The organism is Humibacillus xanthopallidus, assembly GCF_006716675.1.
Classification (GTDB): Bacteria; Actinomycetota; Actinomycetes; order Actinomycetales; family Dermatophilaceae; genus Humibacillus; species Humibacillus xanthopallidus_B.
In genome coordinates this window covers 192,103-209,045 of sequence record NZ_VFPM01000003.1, presented here as the reverse complement: position 1 = coordinate 209,045, position 16,943 = coordinate 192,103, and the positions used below count along the sequence as shown (strand labels likewise).

General features: G+C 70.4%; 13 protein-coding genes and 1 pseudogene. 2 read left to right on the top strand and 12 right to left on the bottom strand.

Features of this window, described 5'->3' with window-relative positions:
* Positions 1-91: 91 nt before the first annotated feature.
* From FBY41_RS16075 to FBY41_RS16065, 3 genes and pseudogenes are all read right to left on the bottom strand, one after another.
* The gene (locus FBY41_RS16075; RefSeq protein WP_141845308.1) at positions 92-1,180 is read right to left on the bottom strand and encodes an NAD-dependent epimerase/dehydratase family protein; all 1,089 of its coding nucleotides are present in this window, start codon (positions 1,178-1,180) and stop codon (positions 92-94) included.
* Positions 1,177-2,914: pseudogene (ctaD, locus tag FBY41_RS16070) on the bottom strand (aa3-type cytochrome oxidase subunit I). Before ctaD ends, FBY41_RS16075 begins: the two are co-directional and overlap by 4 nt.
* Positions 2,911-3,978: a glycosyltransferase gene (locus tag FBY41_RS16065; RefSeq protein WP_185749113.1), complete on the bottom strand. Its 1,068-nt coding sequence runs from the start codon at positions 3,976-3,978 to the stop codon at positions 2,911-2,913. Before FBY41_RS16065 ends, ctaD begins: the two are co-directional and overlap by 4 nt.
* 205 nt (positions 3,979-4,183) lie before the next feature.
* On the opposite strand from FBY41_RS16065, the gene gntA reads away from it, so the two are divergent.
* On the top strand, positions 4,184-4,891 hold the full coding sequence (gene gntA, locus FBY41_RS16060; RefSeq protein WP_185749112.1) for a guanitoxin biosynthesis heme-dependent pre-guanitoxin N-hydroxylase GntA: 708 nt from the start codon (positions 4,184-4,186) through the stop codon (positions 4,889-4,891).
* A 16-nt stretch (positions 4,892-4,907) separates the two neighbouring features.
* Here the strand turns inward: gntA and FBY41_RS16055 are convergent, their stop codons facing one another.
* Positions 4,908-6,341, bottom strand: coding sequence for an aminotransferase class I/II-fold pyridoxal phosphate-dependent enzyme (locus FBY41_RS16055; RefSeq protein WP_141845306.1), 1,434 nt, complete (start codon positions 6,339-6,341; stop codon positions 4,908-4,910).
* An 85-nt stretch (positions 6,342-6,426) separates the two neighbouring features.
* Between FBY41_RS16055 and FBY41_RS16050 the strand changes: the two genes are divergently transcribed.
* Entirely contained in the window at positions 6,427-7,434 is a 1,008-nt protein-coding gene (locus FBY41_RS16050) for a UDP-glucuronic acid decarboxylase family protein (RefSeq protein ID WP_141845305.1), read from the top strand.
* Here the strand turns inward: FBY41_RS16050 and FBY41_RS16045 are convergent.
* The 8 genes from FBY41_RS16045 to FBY41_RS16010 are packed head-to-tail and all read right to left on the bottom strand — an operon-like array spanning position 7,392 to position 16,840.
* A complete protein-coding gene (locus tag FBY41_RS16045) occupies positions 7,392-8,384 on the bottom strand; it encodes a glycosyltransferase family 9 protein (RefSeq protein WP_260439838.1) in 993 nt (330 codons plus the stop codon). The two genes, FBY41_RS16050 and FBY41_RS16045, sit on opposite strands and share 43 nt — an antisense overlap.
* Positions 8,381-9,091, bottom strand: coding sequence for an SDR family oxidoreductase (locus tag FBY41_RS16040; protein WP_141845303.1), 711 nt, complete (start codon positions 9,089-9,091; stop codon positions 8,381-8,383). Before FBY41_RS16040 ends, FBY41_RS16045 begins: the two co-directional genes overlap by 4 nt.
* Positions 9,088-10,560 carry a PfkB family carbohydrate kinase gene (locus FBY41_RS16035; RefSeq protein WP_260439837.1) on the bottom strand — a complete coding sequence of 491 codons (1,473 nt, stop codon included), beginning with the start codon at positions 10,558-10,560 and terminating at the stop codon, positions 9,088-9,090. Before FBY41_RS16035 ends, FBY41_RS16040 begins: the two co-directional genes overlap by 4 nt.
* Positions 10,557-11,270 (bottom strand): D-sedoheptulose-7-phosphate isomerase, encoded by a 714-nt coding sequence (locus FBY41_RS16030; RefSeq protein WP_141845302.1) that lies wholly within the window; start codon positions 11,268-11,270, stop codon positions 10,557-10,559. The genes FBY41_RS16035 and FBY41_RS16030 overlap by 4 nt, the downstream gene beginning before the upstream one ends.
* Complete coding sequence (locus FBY41_RS16025) at positions 11,267-12,469, bottom strand: glycosyltransferase (protein ID WP_141845301.1); 1,203 nt, start codon at positions 12,467-12,469, stop codon at positions 11,267-11,269. The genes FBY41_RS16030 and FBY41_RS16025 overlap by 4 nt, the downstream gene beginning before the upstream one ends.
* The gene (locus FBY41_RS16020; protein ID WP_141845300.1) at positions 12,466-13,605 is read right to left on the bottom strand and encodes a glycosyltransferase family 9 protein; all 1,140 of its coding nucleotides are present in this window, start codon (positions 13,603-13,605) and stop codon (positions 12,466-12,468) included. The genes FBY41_RS16025 and FBY41_RS16020 overlap by 4 nt, the downstream gene beginning before the upstream one ends.
* Entirely contained in the window at positions 13,602-15,140 is a 1,539-nt protein-coding gene (locus FBY41_RS16015) for an HAD-IIIA family hydrolase (protein WP_141845299.1), read from the bottom strand. Before FBY41_RS16015 ends, FBY41_RS16020 begins: the two co-directional genes overlap by 4 nt.
* Positions 15,137-16,840, bottom strand: a complete 1,704-nt coding sequence (locus FBY41_RS16010) for a carbamoyltransferase family protein (protein WP_260439836.1) — start codon at positions 16,838-16,840, stop codon at positions 15,137-15,139. Before FBY41_RS16010 ends, FBY41_RS16015 begins: the two co-directional genes overlap by 4 nt.
* Positions 16,841-16,943 lie beyond the last annotated feature (103 nt).

Below are 16,943 nucleotides of genomic sequence, written 5' to 3'. Positions count from 1 at the left end.
CGATCGTCTGGTCGAATTGCATGGCGCCTCGGTACCCGATCGCCCTCTGCCGAAACGGCGCTCAACGGTTTCCGCGTCCGAGATGGCTGGGTCAGGTGAGGACGCGACGGGCCACGGGACCACGCAGAAGGGCATTGCGCGTGCCGTCTACGACCGTCCTGGGTCGCAGTGCGGACGAGCCCCCGCCAGCTCCGTCCGCCATACCGCGAACCAGCTCATGGAGCACGTCTCGGCCCGAGTGCACCGGCCGCCAGCCCAGCACCGACCTGGCTCGCACGCTGTCCACCCATGGCGCCTGCAGGGCCATGTCCACCCAACTAGGGTCGAGTGGCTGGAGATGCGCGTGCCAGGCCGCCGCAAGCGCCGACCTCACGACCGTCTGGCGCAGCTCGACCGGGCGCGCTCCGAGGGCAAGCGCGATGTCATTGCCGGTCACCAGGCCCTCACCTGCGACGTTGAAGGAGCCGCTCGCCCTCTGCTCGACGATGCGTACGAGTGCTTCCGCGACGTCGTCAGCATGGATGAACTGCAGCCCGAAGTCGTCGTCGACGGGAACGAGCGGCAGGTGCTGGAGGGTCCGACTGGGTATCCATGCTGGAACGCCACATCTGAGCATGGGGCCGCCGGCGGCATACTGACCCACGAGGCAGGGCCGGACGACCGCCACTCGCGCTGCGGCACCGACCCCGCCCGCGTGGGCCGTCAGGACGCGCTCGGCCTGCACCTTGAGCTCGCTGTAGGTCGCGCCCGGGATGCCTTCTCGCGGCCATGTCTCGTCGACAAGGTCCCGGGTTTGCCGAGGTGAGTATGCGGCCACCGAGGACACGTGGACCAACTGGGCTTCGCTGTGGTCGAGGACGATGCGGGAGACGCGGTCCAGCACTCCGACGCAGGCCTGGCGCAGGTACTCCCGTCGGCGCATCGGGTGGAATGCCCACGCGAGGTGGATGAGGGCGTCGGCCCCCGACACGAGATCCCGAAGGGCGTGCGCGCCGCCTCGGTCGGTGAGATCGACATCGACCCACTTCACGCGCCCGTGTGCCCAAGAGCGTGGGACGGCTCCGCCCTGAGTGCGGGTGCGGCGGGCGAGCCCCACGACCTCATGATCACGGTTCAGGAGCAGCGAGACCACAGCGCTGCCGAGATTGCCGGTCGCTCCTGTGACAACCACCGTGCTCATCGGTCGCCCGTGACGTCCACTCCGACGGGGGGCTGCGCTCGCACGGTCCGGGACGTAGCCGCCTCGGGATGGTGGAGGTCGAACGCAGGACGCTCAGACTGGATCCGAGGCAGTGAGCGGAAGTTGTGGCGCGGTGGCGGGCACGACGTTGCCCACTCGAGGGACATGCCGTAACCCCACGGGTCGTCAGTCTGCACGGGCACCCCCCGGCGTGCGGTCTTCCACACGTTCCACACGAACGGAATCGTCGAGGCACCGAGCAGGAAGGCGCCGAGGCTGGACACGTCATTTGCCCATTGGAACCCTTCGGCGGGCAGGTAGTCGGCGTAGCGGCGAGCCATGCCCTGGACACCCAGCCAGTGCTGGATGAGGAAGGTGGTGTGGAAGCCGATGAAAAGCATCCAGAACTGGATCTTGCCGAGAAGCGGATCCAGCATGCGGCCCGTGAACTTCGGCCACCAGAAGAAGAATCCGGCGAACATCGCGAAGACAACCGTGCCGAAGACGGTGTAGTGGAAGTGCGCCACGACGAAGTAGTTGTCGTTCATGTGGAAGTCGAGAGCCGGGCTCGAGAGGATGATCCCCGTCAGGCCGCCGAACAGGAAGGTCACGAGGAAGCCCATGGCCCAGAGCATGGGTGGCTCCATGGCCACCGAGCCGCGCCACATCGTGCCGATCCAGTTGAAGAACTTGATGCCGGTCGGCACGGCGATGAGCATCGTCATGACCGCGAAGAACGGCAGCAGGACGAAGCCGGTCGCGAACATGTGATGCGCCCAGACGCTCGCAGACAGGGCGGCTATGGCGATGAGCGCCATGACCATGGACTTGTAACCGAAGAGCGGTTTGCGCGAGAAGACCGGGACGACCTCGCTGATGATGCCGAAGAAGGGCAGTGCGATGACGTATACCTCGGGGTGGCCGAAGAACCAGAAGAGGTGCTGCCACAGCATCGCCCCGCCGTTTCTCCGGTTCGAAGATCCGGCCCCCTGCGATGCGGTCGACCCCGAGGGCGAAGAGTGCGGACGCAAGAACCGGGAAGGCGATGAGCACGAGTAGAGACGTGACGAGAACGGACCATGTGAAGAGTGGCATCCGGAACATCGTCAGACCCGGCGCCCGCATGCAGATGATCGTCGTGATGAAGTTGACGGCGCCGAGAATCGTGCCGAAGCCCGTAAGAAGCAGCCCGAAGACCCACAGGTCCCCCCCTACCTCAGGGCTGTATCTCACGTCAGACAACGGCGCGTACGCGTACCAGCCGAAGGTCGCCGGCCCCTCAGGACTGAGGTAGCCCGAGACGACGATGAGGCCGCCGAAGAGATAAAGCCAGTAGGCGAACATGTTGAGGCGCGGGAAGGAGACGTCCGGCGCGCCGATCTGCAACGGCATGATCGCCTTGGCAAAGCCGGCGAAGAGCGGAGTCGCGAAGAGCAACAGCATGATCGTTCCGTGCATGGTGAACATCGCGTTGTACTGGTTCGGATTGTCGACGATCTGCAGCCCGGGCGCGAACAGCTCGGCCCTGATGAGCATCGCGAGGATCCCACCGATGAGGAAGAAACCGAAGGACGTGACGAGGTAGAGGTTGCCGATCACTTTGTGATCGGTCGTCGTGACGATGCCGACAAGACGCAGCGGTCGTCGAGTTGCCACGACCGGCCCGCCCTCGGGTGCCCCTTGGCGGCCTTGGTGGGTGTAGCGGTCCGTCGCCGGTCGCGTGGTACTGGTCATGCGGTCCTCCTCGGACAACTGGTCGATGCGGTCCCGGATGCCAGCTGACGCCGCGAGTGCGCGGCGGTGCGCAGGCGGGAGCCGCGGTAGCGCACCCCACCACGGGCTCGTGCGCCGAGGGCCAGCCACACGCAGATGCCGCGCTCCAGCAGCCAGACCGGTGCGGCGAGGGAGACGAGGGGTGGCACGAGGCCGGCGCCGATGCGCCGGCGCCCGATCTCGGCCACGCCGACAGTCGCGGCCAGCAGCAGCCCCCCGACCCCTCGCCTACGGCGTGCCGCGATGAGCAGCATCGGGAGGATTGCCAGCTCCGCAGCCAGTCTGCCGGGCTGTGCGAGATCGTCATAAGCTTGACGCACCCGCTGTGACCAGAAGTCCGAGCTCGACGGCGGCACTCGCACCACCACGATGTCAGGGGCGACCGTCGTGCGGAATCCTCTGGCCTGCAGTGTCCGCCACAGCTCGAGGTTCTCGAAGAGCACGTGCGGGCTCCAGCCTCCAGCAGCGAGGACGGCGGATCGGCGCAGAGCGAAGACACCGGGCCAGTCGTGGACCGCCGCCGCGTTGAGCAACGTGCGACCGCCGTCCCACCAGGCATGCCACGGCCAGCTCTCGAAGACGTTGACCGGCTTGACGAGGTCGCTGTCCTCGAGCCGGTCGACGAGCGACCGGAGCTCACCTGGGCCCAGCCGCACGTCGTCGTCGGCGAGCACGACCCGCTCGCAGCGCGCCCGACGAATGCCTGTCATGGCACCGACCACCTTGCCGTTCACGGCCGGGGAGGAGTCATCAGTTGACGTGATCTGGGCCCCGGAGCGGCAGGCGTCGACCTCCGGGCGAAGCATGCGGACGTCACCGGGCCACGCCTCGCGATGGCGGCGAGCGTGCCGAGGCGGGCTGCCGTCGACGACCGTCACGGCCTGCGCGCACGACAGGAGACGCTCGAGGTAGGCGCCCATATCGGACGTGCGCCGCAGGTGCTCCACGTCGTCGCCATCCCAGCGCACCGGGATGACGACCTCGACGTCGACGCATTTCACCTGCGCCTCTGGACCACTCACCACGGCGTCGCGGTACCCGAGCAGCCGCCGCCGAAACAGTTGCGGCACATGCCCCGTCCTGATCGCCCGGCCCCGTCTCGCCGACGGCGCTCGGGGTAGTGGATGCGCAGGAACGCTCACCCCGAGAGGAGCCACAATGGAAGAGCACGACGCACCGGGCACCGCTCCGGACGGGGCGCACCTCGCGGCAGCAGCGCACACGGGCCCCGTGGCGGCGTCGGCCATTGACCTCAGGAACGCGCCTGCCACCGAGGTGTACCGAGCGCTCGAGGAGATGGTCGGGCACGCTGCATACCCGTGTCTGGGAGCCAAGTCGGTGTATCGGCGCCACGGCGTCGCGCATCTCGTGCTCCGCGACATGGACGACCCGGGAACGACTGTGGTGCTGCTGCGGCATCTTCGCGCCTTCGGAGAGCACGCCCTGACGCCCGGCATCTTCCGCTCATTCATCGTCTCGTTCCGGGCTCCGGCTCACAGCGATGAGGCCGCGTTCGAGGAGTCGCTCTTCAGCCTGCTCCAACGCCTTCACGACAACGATGCGCTGCCCTGGGCCGAAGGGGTCGATGCGGACCCGGGCAGTCCGCACTTCGCCTTCAGCGTCGCAGGCACCGCGTACTTCCTCGTCGGGCTGCACCCTGCCGCGTCCCGCGTCGCGCGGCGTTCTCCGCTGCCGACCGTCGTCTTCAACCCCCACGTCCAGTTCCAACAACTGCGCGACCAGGGACGCTACGACGGCATGCGGACGCGGATCCGTGCACGCGACGAGCACTTTCAGGGCAGCGTGAACCCGATGGTGGCAGACCACGGCGAGTCCAGCGACGCACGCCAGTACTCAGGCCGGTATCACGGTCCGGACTGGATCCCGCCCCTCAGCGTGCGTTCCCCCGAGCCGGACGGGAGACGAGCAGAGGGCTGAACCGGCCGTCTCTTGCTCACCCCTCCTTGACGACCCGGAACGACGTGAGCTCCGGGTCCGAGGCGTCCGGGATCGTGGCACCGGCCGCCTTGGCCGCGCGCAGGTAGGTCAGGACCGGGTCCGTCCACCGTTCGCCCGGCAGGACAGTAGGCACCCCGGGCGGGTACGGGCTGACCATCTCCGCACTGATCCGGCCGACCGGATCCTGTACCTGGTCCGTCTCGGCGAAGAAGGCGTCCCGGGGGCTCATCACCTGTTCGAGCTCGAGCTGCTCCAACGGCGGGATCTGCGGTGGGGGTGCGTCGGAAGCAGGCGGGTCCTGCGCGAGCTGCACCATCGCTGCAAAGAGCCGGTCCACGGCCGCGTCGTCGTCGGCATAGGTCAGCGAGAAGACGACCCGACGCGAGTCGCCGAGCTGGGCGGCGATCCGACGATGCTCCTGCAACCAGCTCTTCGCGAGGTAGCCGGTGATCCCGAGTCCGCTGACGTCGACGCAGAGCTTCAGCGGATCCCACTCCGAGACTCCCTCCGTCTCGAGGATGCGCTCGTCATCGACGTGCAGTCCCTCGAGCTTCGCCAACCGCCGGCGCAGTTCGGCCGCGCGACGGAGCGCACCGTCGATGATCTCTTTGCCGTCGAGAGCGAGATGTCGGCGCCATCCGTCGATGGAACCGTAGATGAGTGCCGAGGGACTCGTCGTCGTGATGAGATCCAGCCGCAGGCGAAGGTCGACGGGGTCCACCAGGTCTCCGGCGACGAGGATCATCGACGCCTGGCACAGTCCGCCGTCGGCCTTGTGCAGGCTCTGGACGGCGAGGTCGGCGCCCGCCTTCACCGCAGCGGTCGGCGGATCCGGGTGGAAGCCGAAGTGCCCTCCCCACGCCTCGTCCACCATGAGTGGCACCCCCCGCGCATGGCAGAGCTTCGCGGCAGCGGCCACATCGGCCCCGGTGCCGTACTCCGTCGGCGTGATGAGCAGGACCGCCTCCGTGTCGGGATGCTCCTCGAGCGCGCGCTCCACCTCAGTCGAGGTGGCGGGGTGGGCGACTTGGCGCTCCTCGTCCCAGGACGGGTGCAGCCACACCGGATTGGCCCCGGACAGGATGAGTGAGGCAACCACAGACTTGTGCACGTTCCGGTCCACCAGGATGGTGCTGCCCGGGCCCGTGATCGTGAGCAGCCCCACGTGGATGGAGATGCTAGAGCCGCACGTCGTGAAGACGGCCTGCCGGGCCCCGACCGCGGCGGCGTAGAGCTCCTCCGCCTCACCCACCGATGACTTGGCCATGATGACGTCGGCGCCGAAAGTGTCGCGCGAGATCACCCGCGCGGTGCCGTCGTCGATGCCCGCCCCGAACCTGTGGCCGGGAAGCGAGAAGGTGTAGGTGCCGATGTCACGGAAGCGCTCGATCGTCTCGAGCACCGGCGCCTTCGTCTGGTCATGATCCATGAGACGCCACTACCCCGGGGGCTTCGGCTCAGTCGCCTGACAGGCCGCGGCGTTTCACGCCGGTCACGGGGGGTACTCCGGCGCTGTGAAGAACTCCACACGTCGTGCCGTTGTGACGGGCGGTGCCGGCTTCCTCGGTGGCTGGCTGTGCCGGGCGCTGCTCGACGACGGCTGGCAGGTCTTAGCGGTTGACAACTTCCTCACCGGCTCCCCGTCCGTCGTGAAGGACCTCGAGCCGCACCCGGACTTCGCCTTCCTCGAGGCCGACGTGACAGAGGTCCTCGACGTCCCCGGCGAGGTCGGCCTCGTCATGCACCTTGCCTCGCCGGCCTCCCCTGTCCACTACGGTTCCCTGCCCCTCGAGACGATGCTCGTCGGCAGCCAGGGAACCATGCATGCCCTGGACCTGGCCCAGCGGGAGGGCGCCCGTTTCGTCCTCGCCTCGACGTCCGAGGTCTACGGCGACCCCCTCGTGCACCCCCAACCCGAGACCTACTGGGGAAACGTCAACCCCGTGGGGCCGCGCAGCGTCTACGACGAGGCCAAGCGGTATGCCGAGTCCCTGACGACGGCCTACCGGACCAGCCGCGGTGTCGACACCGCGATCGCGCGGATCTTCAACACCTATGGGCCCGGCATGCGCGTCGACGACGGCCGCATGATCCCCGCCTTCATGATGCAGGCGCTTCGTGGCGAGCCGATCCAGGTTGCCGGGGACGGCAGCCAGACACGATCTCTCTGCTACGTCACGGACACAGCCCGCGGCCTGTGCGCTCTGGCAGACAGCAGTCACGCCGGTCCGGTCAACCTCGGCGGTCAGCAGGAGCTCACCGTTCTGCAGGTGGCAGAAGCCGTCCGCAGACTGACCGGCTCTGCCTCGACAATCGAGTTCGTCGAGCTCCCCGTCGACGACCCGAAGGTCCGGCGTCCCGACATCACACGGGCGAGGGAGCTGCTGGGCTGGCAGCCGGTCGTGCCGCTCGAAGAGGGCCTCCGCTGCGCGTTGGAGTGGTTCGAGAGCCAGCTCGCACCTGACGGCCAGGCGAAGGCTCACGTCCAGAGTGGCGCGGCTGCAGCCCGCCTCTCGTCGTGAATCCTGCTGCCCTCCAATCGGTCTCGGATGGCTGAGATCACCTCGCTCACACCAGTGGCTGCGAGGGCGGAGTCGAGGTCGGTGCCGTGGGGGTCGCCGCCACCCCCGGCGGCCTGCCGCGACTTCCCCTTCCAGACGACGGTGTGAGGACCTGACGCGGGAGGACCCCACTCGTCGGGAGAGGTGGGGCCGAAGACCACGACCGAGGGCGTTCCGTGCGCGTACGCCAGGTGGGCGACTCCGGTGTCGCCAGACACGACGAGTCGTGCGCCGGCGACGAGGGCCGACAGCGCCGCCAGATCGGTCCTTCCAGCGAGCACGGCCCGAGATGGCAGCCCGGCTTGCGCGGCCACCTGGTCAGCGAGCTCGACCTCATCGGGTGAGCCCGTGACGACGACGCGATGATCACGATCCTGCAGCCAGTTCGCCACGCGCGCAAAGCGTCCCACCGGCCAACGCCGGGACGGCGCCGCCGCCCCCGGGTGCACCACCACGGCCCCCGGCGCCGGGTTCGTCGCCCTGGGCGAGTCCAGGCGCAGGTCCCGTGGGTCAACCGCCCAACCGGCGCTGCTCACGAGGCGGCACCACCGGTGCACCTCGTGCTCGCCGCTCACCCACGCCGGCCCCGCGACTCCCAGCTCGGCACGCGCAAAGGCGACGAGCCGTCCGGGATCCAGGTCCCGCAGCAGCAGATGGCTCTCGGGCCCGCAGCCGTGGAGGTTGACCGCGACATCGGGCGGCGGCCCCTTCCAGCCCAGCGGGCCGAGCCCGTATGCCGGGTGCACCCGGTCCACGAGACCGGCCCCCTTCACGAGCGCGTCCATCGGAGCGGGCGCCGCGAGCACCAGCTCGTGGTCGGGCAGGCCTCGCCGGACAGCACGGAGTGCCGGCACCGCCGTCAGCACGTCCCCGAGCCCCAGCGCGCGCAGGACGAGGACGCGACGCCTCACGGCCAGGAGCCCTCCACCGAAGGGGTGACGACGAGTTCACGGACCTCGCAGCCTTGCGGCTGTTGCAGCGCGAAGAGCACTGCAGCTGCGACGTCTTCGGGCCGGTTCAGCTTGGCATCCGGTCCCGGTCGATACTGCTCCGGGCGCCCGTCGAAGAACGCGGTGTGCATGCCTCCGGGCACGAGCGTCGTCACCCCGATCCGTCCTTGCGTCTCCACGGCGAGCGCTCGGGAGAACCCGACGACGCCGAACTTCGAGGCGCAGTAGGCCGTCGCATCGCTGAACACGCGCAGGCCCAGGGTGGAGGCGACGGTGACGACCCGTCCGTGGCGCTCGACGAGGGACGGGAGCGCCGCTCGGATGACGGCTGCGGTGCCGAGCAGGTTGACGAGGACGACTCGGTCCCAGTCCTCCCCATCCACCTCGTCGAAGCGCCCACACGCATCCGTGCCTGCACATGTCACGACAGCGTCCACACCACCGGCTCGCCCCACCAGCTCCCGCACGGCCTTCTCCGCCGAGCGGGAGTCCCCCAGATCGACCACCCCCACGTCGGACTCCGGCACCTCGAGCACCTCTGGATCGGGGGGCCGGCGGTCGAGGACGAGCGGTCGCCCACCTTCGGCTGCAACAGCTCGGGCAACGGCCGCGCCGAGGCCCGAAGCTGCTCCCGTCACGAGCACGGTTCCTGCAGTCCACGTCGTCATGCACCTCTCCTGACATCGGTTGATCCGTCCTGACCGGCGTTCCGCCCCATGGCGACCCCTGCCTTCGCAGCGACACGGTTGGACCCGTGGGACCCGGCGTGGCTGGCGGCCGCCTCGACGAGGCCCGTCGTAGAGCGCCCTTCGACGTAGGGCAGGACGACGGCCTGCCCGCCCCACTCCTCGAGCACCGCGAGCTCCGGCACCTCCGCCCCGACGTAGTCACCGCCTTTGGTCCAGATGTTGGGCCGCACCCGCCGAAGCACCTCGACGGGAGTGTCGTCGTCGAACACCACGACCTCGTCGACGCACTCCAGGGCGCGCAGCACGTGGGCACGATCGGTGGCGGGCACGATCGGGCGCCCCGGACCCTTGAGGCGGCGCACCGAGTCGTCGGAGTTGAGGCACACGACGAGCCGGTCGCCGAGTGCACGGGCCGCACGCAGCGTCGCGACGTGGCCCGCGTGTAGGAGATCGAAGCAGCCTCCGGTCGCCACGACGACGGGCCGCCCGGCGCTCCCTGGGCTGTGGTCCCCCAATGGAAGGGACCAGGGAGAGCGCAGGCTCTCGGCGTCCACCCGGGCGGCGCCACCGGCGGCGACGAACTCGGCTGCGCGGCATACCCCCTCGGCGACGGCGTCCGTGATGACACGGCCCTGCCCCAGCGCGAGCGCGGTGGAGACCGCAAGCCTGTCGCCGGCACCGCAGGGGTCGACGCAGTGCACGTGGGGCGCGGGGACGAGCATCGGCACCCCCTCGCCGTAGGTGAGCAGGGCCCCGCGCTCCCCCAGGGTCACCGCGACGGCCTGGGCCCGCCACGCCCGGGCGAGCGCCTCGGCGCGACGGCGGATGCCCGCCAGCGACTGCCGCGTGTCCCCGCCGTCGAGCCCCAATCGGGTGACCATGGCCATGGCCTCCCCCTCGTTGGGCGTCACGAGACGGGCTCCGGGCACGGGCTCACCACCACGAGGGTGGGGGTCCCACGTGAGCGGGACAGATCGCGCCGCGGACGAGATGGCCTGCCGCAACCCCTCGGCCTCGAGCGTCCCACGGCCGTAGTCGGCAGCGAGCAGCGACCCAGCATCGTTCACCGCCCGCAGGACCGATGCGCAAGCACGTCCGACGCCACCCGGTGGCCCGCCCGTGTCGAGCCGGACCAGCGACTGGCCACCCGCCCGGACGCGCCTCTTGACGGGGGTTGCGCCGCGGGAGGGAAGACCGATGACCGTGACGCCGGCCAGCAGCTCCCGCAGGCGAGCCGCTGCGGCATCGTCGCCGAGCGCCGTCACGAGCACAACCTCCGCACCGTCGGATGCGGCGAGGGCGGCCGCGAGGCCGGCACCTCCGGGACGCGCGCGCTCGACGAGCTCGTCGAGCACCGGCACGGGGGCGTCCGGCGACAGCCTGCCTGCGCGGCCCTCGAGGTCGATGTCGAGCATCGCGTCACCGACGATGACGAGCGGCCCTTTCACGCCAGCCTCCTCACGGGCTCGACGTCCTCGGACGTGCGCGCTGGATGCACTCCGAGCGCGTGGTCGAGACCAGCGCAGAGGATGTGGACGGCGACGAGGTGCAGCTCCTGCACCGTGGCCGTGAAGTCCGCGTCCACGCACAGGGTCTCGTGCGCGACGTCTGCCAGCGGGTTGGGCGTCGGCCCGGTCATCGCCCACACGGTCGCCCCACACGCCCGGCCACGGCGTGCCGCCTCGACGACATTCGGGCTGCGGCCGCTCGTCGAGAGCAGGATGACGACGTCTCCTTCTCGAGCGTGGGCCTCGACCTGGCGGGCGAAGAGCTCCTCGCCCGGGTAGTCGTTGCAGATCGCGGTGAGGCTCGACGTCTCAGCACTGAGGCAGATCGCCGAGAACGGTCGCCGGTCGAGTCGATAGCGCCCGACGAGCTCGGCGGTGAGGTGCTGCGCCTGGGCAGCGCTGCCACCGTTGCCCGCCGCGAGGAGCCGGCCACCGTGCTCCAGCACCTTCGCCAGCGTGCGACCCCAACGATCCGCCACGTCAACGCACGGCTCGAAGTCGCGCAGGGCATCCACGAGGGCGCCGAGGTGGGCTCGCTCGCACGGAGTGACCGCAGTGGGCCGGGAGGCGGCCGTTCCTGCTAAGGGACTCGTCGAAGCTGCCCTCTGCTCGGCGGCGCTGGATGACCCCGAGTTCAAGCCCTGTGTCATGGCGCAACCGCCTTCCGCGTCGCGGCGGCGACGATCCGCTCGTAGACCTCCTCGGTGGCCTCGGCCACCCGCGACCACCGGTAGAGCGCCACGGCCCGGTCTCGTCCCGCTTGTCCGTAGGCCACACGACGGGCGGGGTCCTCCAGGAGGCGCCGGACGGCGAGCGCGATGACGTCGGGACGTCGCGGAGGCACGAGCTCGCCGGTGACTCCCGGCAGCACCGTGTCGAGCAGGCCGCCGACGGCAGACCCGACGACCGGACGTCCGCACGCCATCGCCTCCACAGGCACGATGCCGAAGGGCTCGTACCACGGGACGGCGACGACGAGATCCGCCTCGTTCATGAGCTCCGGCACGCGCTCGCGCCCCACGCCACCGAGGAAGTGCACGCGCTCAGAGACGCCCGACCGGGTTGCGACCTCGCGCAGGCGTCGCACTTCTGGGTCGTCGTGCAGTCCGGAGGGAGCCGGCCCGCCGGCGACGCGGAGCTCGACACCCGGCAACATGGCGAGGGCCTCGATGGCGTTGCCCACTCCCTTGCGCTCGACGAGCCGTCCGATCGAGAGCAGCGTGCGGTGTGGTTTCGGCGGAACCTCTTGTGGCCGGAAGAGGTCGGTGTCGACGCCGCACGGCACGACGGTGGCGCGTCGAGCAGGTAGGCCCATCGCTGCCAACTCCTCCACCTCGTCCGTGCAGGTCGCGATGACGTGGTCGACACGGCGGCACAGCCCGCGCTCGAGGCCGAGGCGCTCGGGCGGGCTGGTGTCGTGATCTCCCTGCTGCCGTCGCTTGACGGTGCCGAGCGCATGGAACGTCTGGACGACCGGAAGGTCGACGCGCCGAGCCGCTCTCGTGCTCGCGACTCCGCTCATCCAGAAGTGGGCATGGACGATGTCGACAGGCCGCTCGGACCAGCGCATCTCGAGGTAACGCGCGAAGGCCGGCATGTACTGGAGCAGGTCGTCCTTGGGCACCTCTTCCGGCGGCCCGACGGGCACGTGCTCGACGGCATACCCCTCGTCGGTGACGACCCGGACCGGCACGCCCGTTGCCGTCCAGCGGCTGTAGACCGTGACGTCGTGGCCGCGAGCGGCCAGCTCTGCGGCGAGGGCCCCGACGTGGACGTTCTGGCCCCCGGCATCGGCACCTCCGAGCACGGCCAGCGGGTTGGCATGCTCTGACACCAGCGCGATCCTCATGTGACACCTCCAAGGGCGGAACGGGCTGAGGTCCACAGGGCCGGGACCTGCCTCTTGACGGGAAGGGTGCCGGCCGGCGGCAGCAGCGACTCGACAGCGCGGACGACATCGGTTGGGGTGACCTCGGACAGGCAGGGGTGGCCGGCGACCGGGCAGGTGGTGGCGCGGGTGTCGCGACAAGGCGCGTCCCCGCGTCCGAGAGTGACCACCGGAACGCCCCAGGGGCGCCAACACTCGAAGGGCACCGTGGGCGCGAAGAGCGAGACAACCGGCGTGCGGACCGCCGCCGCCAGGTGAGCGGGGCCGGTGTTGGCTGCGACGACGACGGAGGCGGCAGAAAGCACGCCGGCCAAGGTGGCGAGCGTCGTCGCCCCCCCGAGGTCGAGCACCTGGCCACCTGCTCCTCGCCTGCTCCCGAATGCCGCACCGGCCACCCGGGCAGTGAGCGCTCGCTCCTCGGGCCCGCCGGTCACGACAACGCGGTGGCCCTGGTCGACAAGGGTCTCGACCAGACGCTGCCAGCCGGTCTCCGGCCACGCCCGCGCGGCCACCGACGCTCCCGGGTGGACCGCCACGTAGGCGGGGGCTCGCGCGTGGGACGGGCCCTCGGGGATGTCCTGCCACGGCAGCCAGGGGCTGACTGCCGTGCGGACCGCGAGACGTCCGTCGTCATCCGGCGGGAGGTCGTACCCGGCGGCACGGACGAGCGACAGGGATCGCTCCACCTCGTGGATGCGGCTGGGCACGTGGTGACGGAGGTCGAGCAGGCTCCCCGGGTAGTCCTCGCTCACCGCCCCGACCCAGGGGACGCCGGCGAGGCGGAGCACGAGCGCCGTCGGCAGTGGGGACTGGTGGAAGGAGGTGAGCACGAGGGCCCGGTCCGGTGACCGTTCACGCACGGCGGAGACGAGATCCTCGACGTCCTCGCTTCTCACCGGCTGAGGGTGCGGATCGACCCACGGGCTGTGCCACGTGATGACCTCGTCGACGCCCGGAAGCAGGCGCCCGGCCTCCGCGCCTCGCGGCCCGCAGAGAAGCGTCACCCGCCGACTGCCGGCCGCGACCGCACGAATGGCCGGGCCGGCGAGGAGGACGTCGCCCGCGCTGTCGAGTCGCACGACGAGGCTGTGGGTCACCAGTGCCCTCCAAGGAGATCGTCGACCACAGCGCCCAGGTCGCGGCGCACGTGTGCCGCCGCCGTCACCTCCTCGGGTCGCGTCTCGGGTGTCGGCACGAGGACGCCCCGGGCGCCCGCCCGCTGCGCGGCAAGGAGGTCGGCGCCGATGTCACCGACGAGGACGGTGCGCGTCGGATCGACGTCGAGCCGGTCGCAGGCCTCGATGACGAGCTGGGGCGAGGGCTTGCGACAGTCGCACGAGTCCTCGGGGGCGTGCAGGCACTGGCACCAGACGTCGAAGGGCCCGAGCAGGTCGGCCACCCGCTGGTTGACCGCGTCGAGCTCCGCCGGGGAGATGAGCCCGCGACCCACCCCAGACTGATTCGTCACGACACCGACGCGGATCCCGTTGTCGCGCAGGCGATCCAGGGAGTCGCGAGCACTGCCGAAGGGATGCACGGCGTCCGGGTCGGCGTTATAGGGCACGTCGTGGACGATGGTGCCGTCGCGATCGAGGAGCACGAGGTCAGGTGGGCCGGTCCACGGTGCGGCGTGGCGGTGCCGCACCCTGCCGAGCATCGAGTGAGCGACAGCCGCAAAGGGGATGGCGGCGCTCGTCGCGACCATTCGCCGCACCTCCGGACCGCTCCTCGGGCCGGGCAGGATGCGCGCTGTCGCGAACTCCGCCGTGAGAGCGGCCGACAGCAGCGCAGCGGGCACCGCAACACGACGGCGGCCGTGCGCTGCAGCGAGGGCGGCAACCGCCGCTGACCCCACCGTCACCGCATGACGGCGGAACCGACCGCGGGGGACCTGCGCGCGCCTGCGCCAGTCCGCTCCGTGCAGCCGGCGCATGAGAGCGTCGTCGGCGTTGCCCGACTGCCGGCGGACGCTGACCCAGCCGTCTACCGGACGCACCGGGTGCTCGACGGTTCGCTGTCCCCACTCGATGCGCCCACCAGCGGCGGTGATCCGCAGCCCGAGGTCGACGTCTTCGCGGTAGGCGCGGGGGAACCGCTCGTCGAAGCCTCCTACGCCGACGAGCGCGGAGCGGCGGTAGGTCAGGTCCGCGGTGATCCAGGGAGCGTCCTCGAGGCCGGCGGTTGCTCGCTCCCAGTCATCGGGCCGGCGGTGGGCGGGCAGCGGTACGTGGAGCCGTCCCTGACTGCCGTGGACGTCGGCAGGAAGACCTTCTAGGTCTGCCAGGAGACTTGCGTACCAGTCGATTGCGGGGACGACGTCGTCGTCGACGAACGACACCCACGGCGTGCGGGCGTGTCGCCACCCGAGGTTGCGGGCAGCGGCCGGACCGCGCCCCCCGCTGACGAGGAGCTTCACGGCATACGGCAGCTCGTCGAACCACGCGGGGACGGCGCCCCCCTTCTCGGCCGCCCGGTCATCGACGACGATGACGGGCGAGGAGACGGGCAGCGACTGGTGGGCGAGCCGATCGAGGAGGATGACGAGCGATTCACGGCCCACCGTGGGCACGACGATCGTCGTCACCGCCCCGGGCCTGTCGGAGCGTGCCTTGGTCGGGGCCGGGCGGCTCATGTCGGCCGCCTGACGACGAAGGGCCCGAGCGCCAGCAGGTCGACGGGTGCGGAGCCGAAGCACTCGAGCGCGTCGCGCGGGCTGTCGACCATCGGGCGGCCAGCCGTGTTCAGGCTCGTGTTGACGACGACCGGCAGGCCGGTGAGCGACTCGAAGCCGGTGAGCATACGGGCGACGAGGGGCTCCTCGGCAGGGTCGACGGTCTGCACCCGCGCCGTGCCGTCCACGTGCACGACCGCTGGGATCCGCTCGCGCCAGCTCCGCTCGACGTCGTGCACGAAGAGCATGTAGGGCGAGGGTAACGGTCCACGGCCGAAGATCTCCGGGGCGCGGTCCGCGAGCACCATGGGGGCGACCGGACGGAACTGCTCCCGTCCCTTGACGTCGTTGAGCCGCTCGAGGTTCTCGGAACGGCCCGGGTGGGCGAGCAGCGATCGGTGGCCGAGCGCTCGAGGTCCGAACTCGCTGCGGCCCTGGAACCAGGCCACGATGCCGTCAGACGCGAGGCAGTCGGCCACGGCGAACGCCACGTCACCGGGACGCTCGTAGGGCAGCCGGGCGGTGCGCAGCACCTGCTCGAGTTCAGCGTCGTCCCAGCGGCGCCCGAGGTCGGCGCCCGGCATCGCGGTGCAGCGGTCTCCACCGGCCGACGCGACCGCCAGGGCGGCGCCGAGGGCCGTCCCGGCGTCGCCGGCGGCGGGCTGGACCCAGAGCTGCTCGTAGGGGCCGTCGCTGTGCAGCCGGGTGTTGGCGACGCAGTTGAGCGCCACCCCGCCGGCAAGCGCGAGGTGAGTGGCGCCGGTGCGGTCGTGCAGCCAGTGGACGAGCTCGAGAAGGACCTCTTCGAGGCGGTGCTGCACGCTGGCCGCGAGGTCGGCGTGCTCCTGGGTCCAAGGATCGTCGGCCGCTCGCCGCTTGGCGAGGGCGCCCCACTCGACACGATCGGTGCGAAAGCCTCCGTCCGCCGTTGACGACACCGCTCGCCGCAGCTCGTCCGCGAACTGAGGCGTCCCGTAGGAGGCGAGTGCCATCACCTTGTACTCGTCACTGCTGCGCAGGAAGCCAAGATGGGCCGTGACATCCTCGTAGAGCAGACCCAAGGAGTGCGGAAGCCGTTGCGTCGCAAGCGTTTCCAGGACGCCACCGGCGTAGTGTCCAGCGAGGTGACTGGACCGCTCACCACGGCCGTCGAGGACCAGGACGTCGCTGTCCGGTGCCGGCGAGGCGAGCGCTGCGGACGCAGCGTGGGCCACGTGGTGCGGAACGAACTGCACGCACGCCGGGTCGAGTCCGGGCAGCATCGTGGAGATGAAGCCCGGAGCGCGACGTGCATACTCTTGGCGCAGGCCGTCCCACGGGTCGTCGAGCCCCAGCTCGCGTGCCGGTTGGGCGAGCTCCGGATCGTAGGAGTAGGCGACGGCGTCGAGGTCGGCTGCCTCGAGCCCGGCCTGCTCGAGGCACCAGCGAGCCGCGCCCTCGGGCAACTCCCAGGCCGCGAAGGGCACCGGCCGGTGACCGTGCTTGCGGCGTGACAGCCGCTCTTCCTCGAGAGCGGCAACGGTGACTCCGTCGACAACGAGTGCCGCCGCCGGGTCGTGGAACAGCGCGTTGATGCCGAGAACCTTCACGAGGACTCCGATGCCGTTGGGGAGACTGCGCCGTCGCAGCAGGAACTGGTACCTCGCTAAGGCGGTGCCCACTTCTCGAAGAGGCGAAACACTTCGACCGGGAGAAGTGTCTGAACCAGCGAGAGAAGGGGCGCGGGGGTGCTCAGTCGTTCGTTTTGCCCGGCGCCAGGCCGTT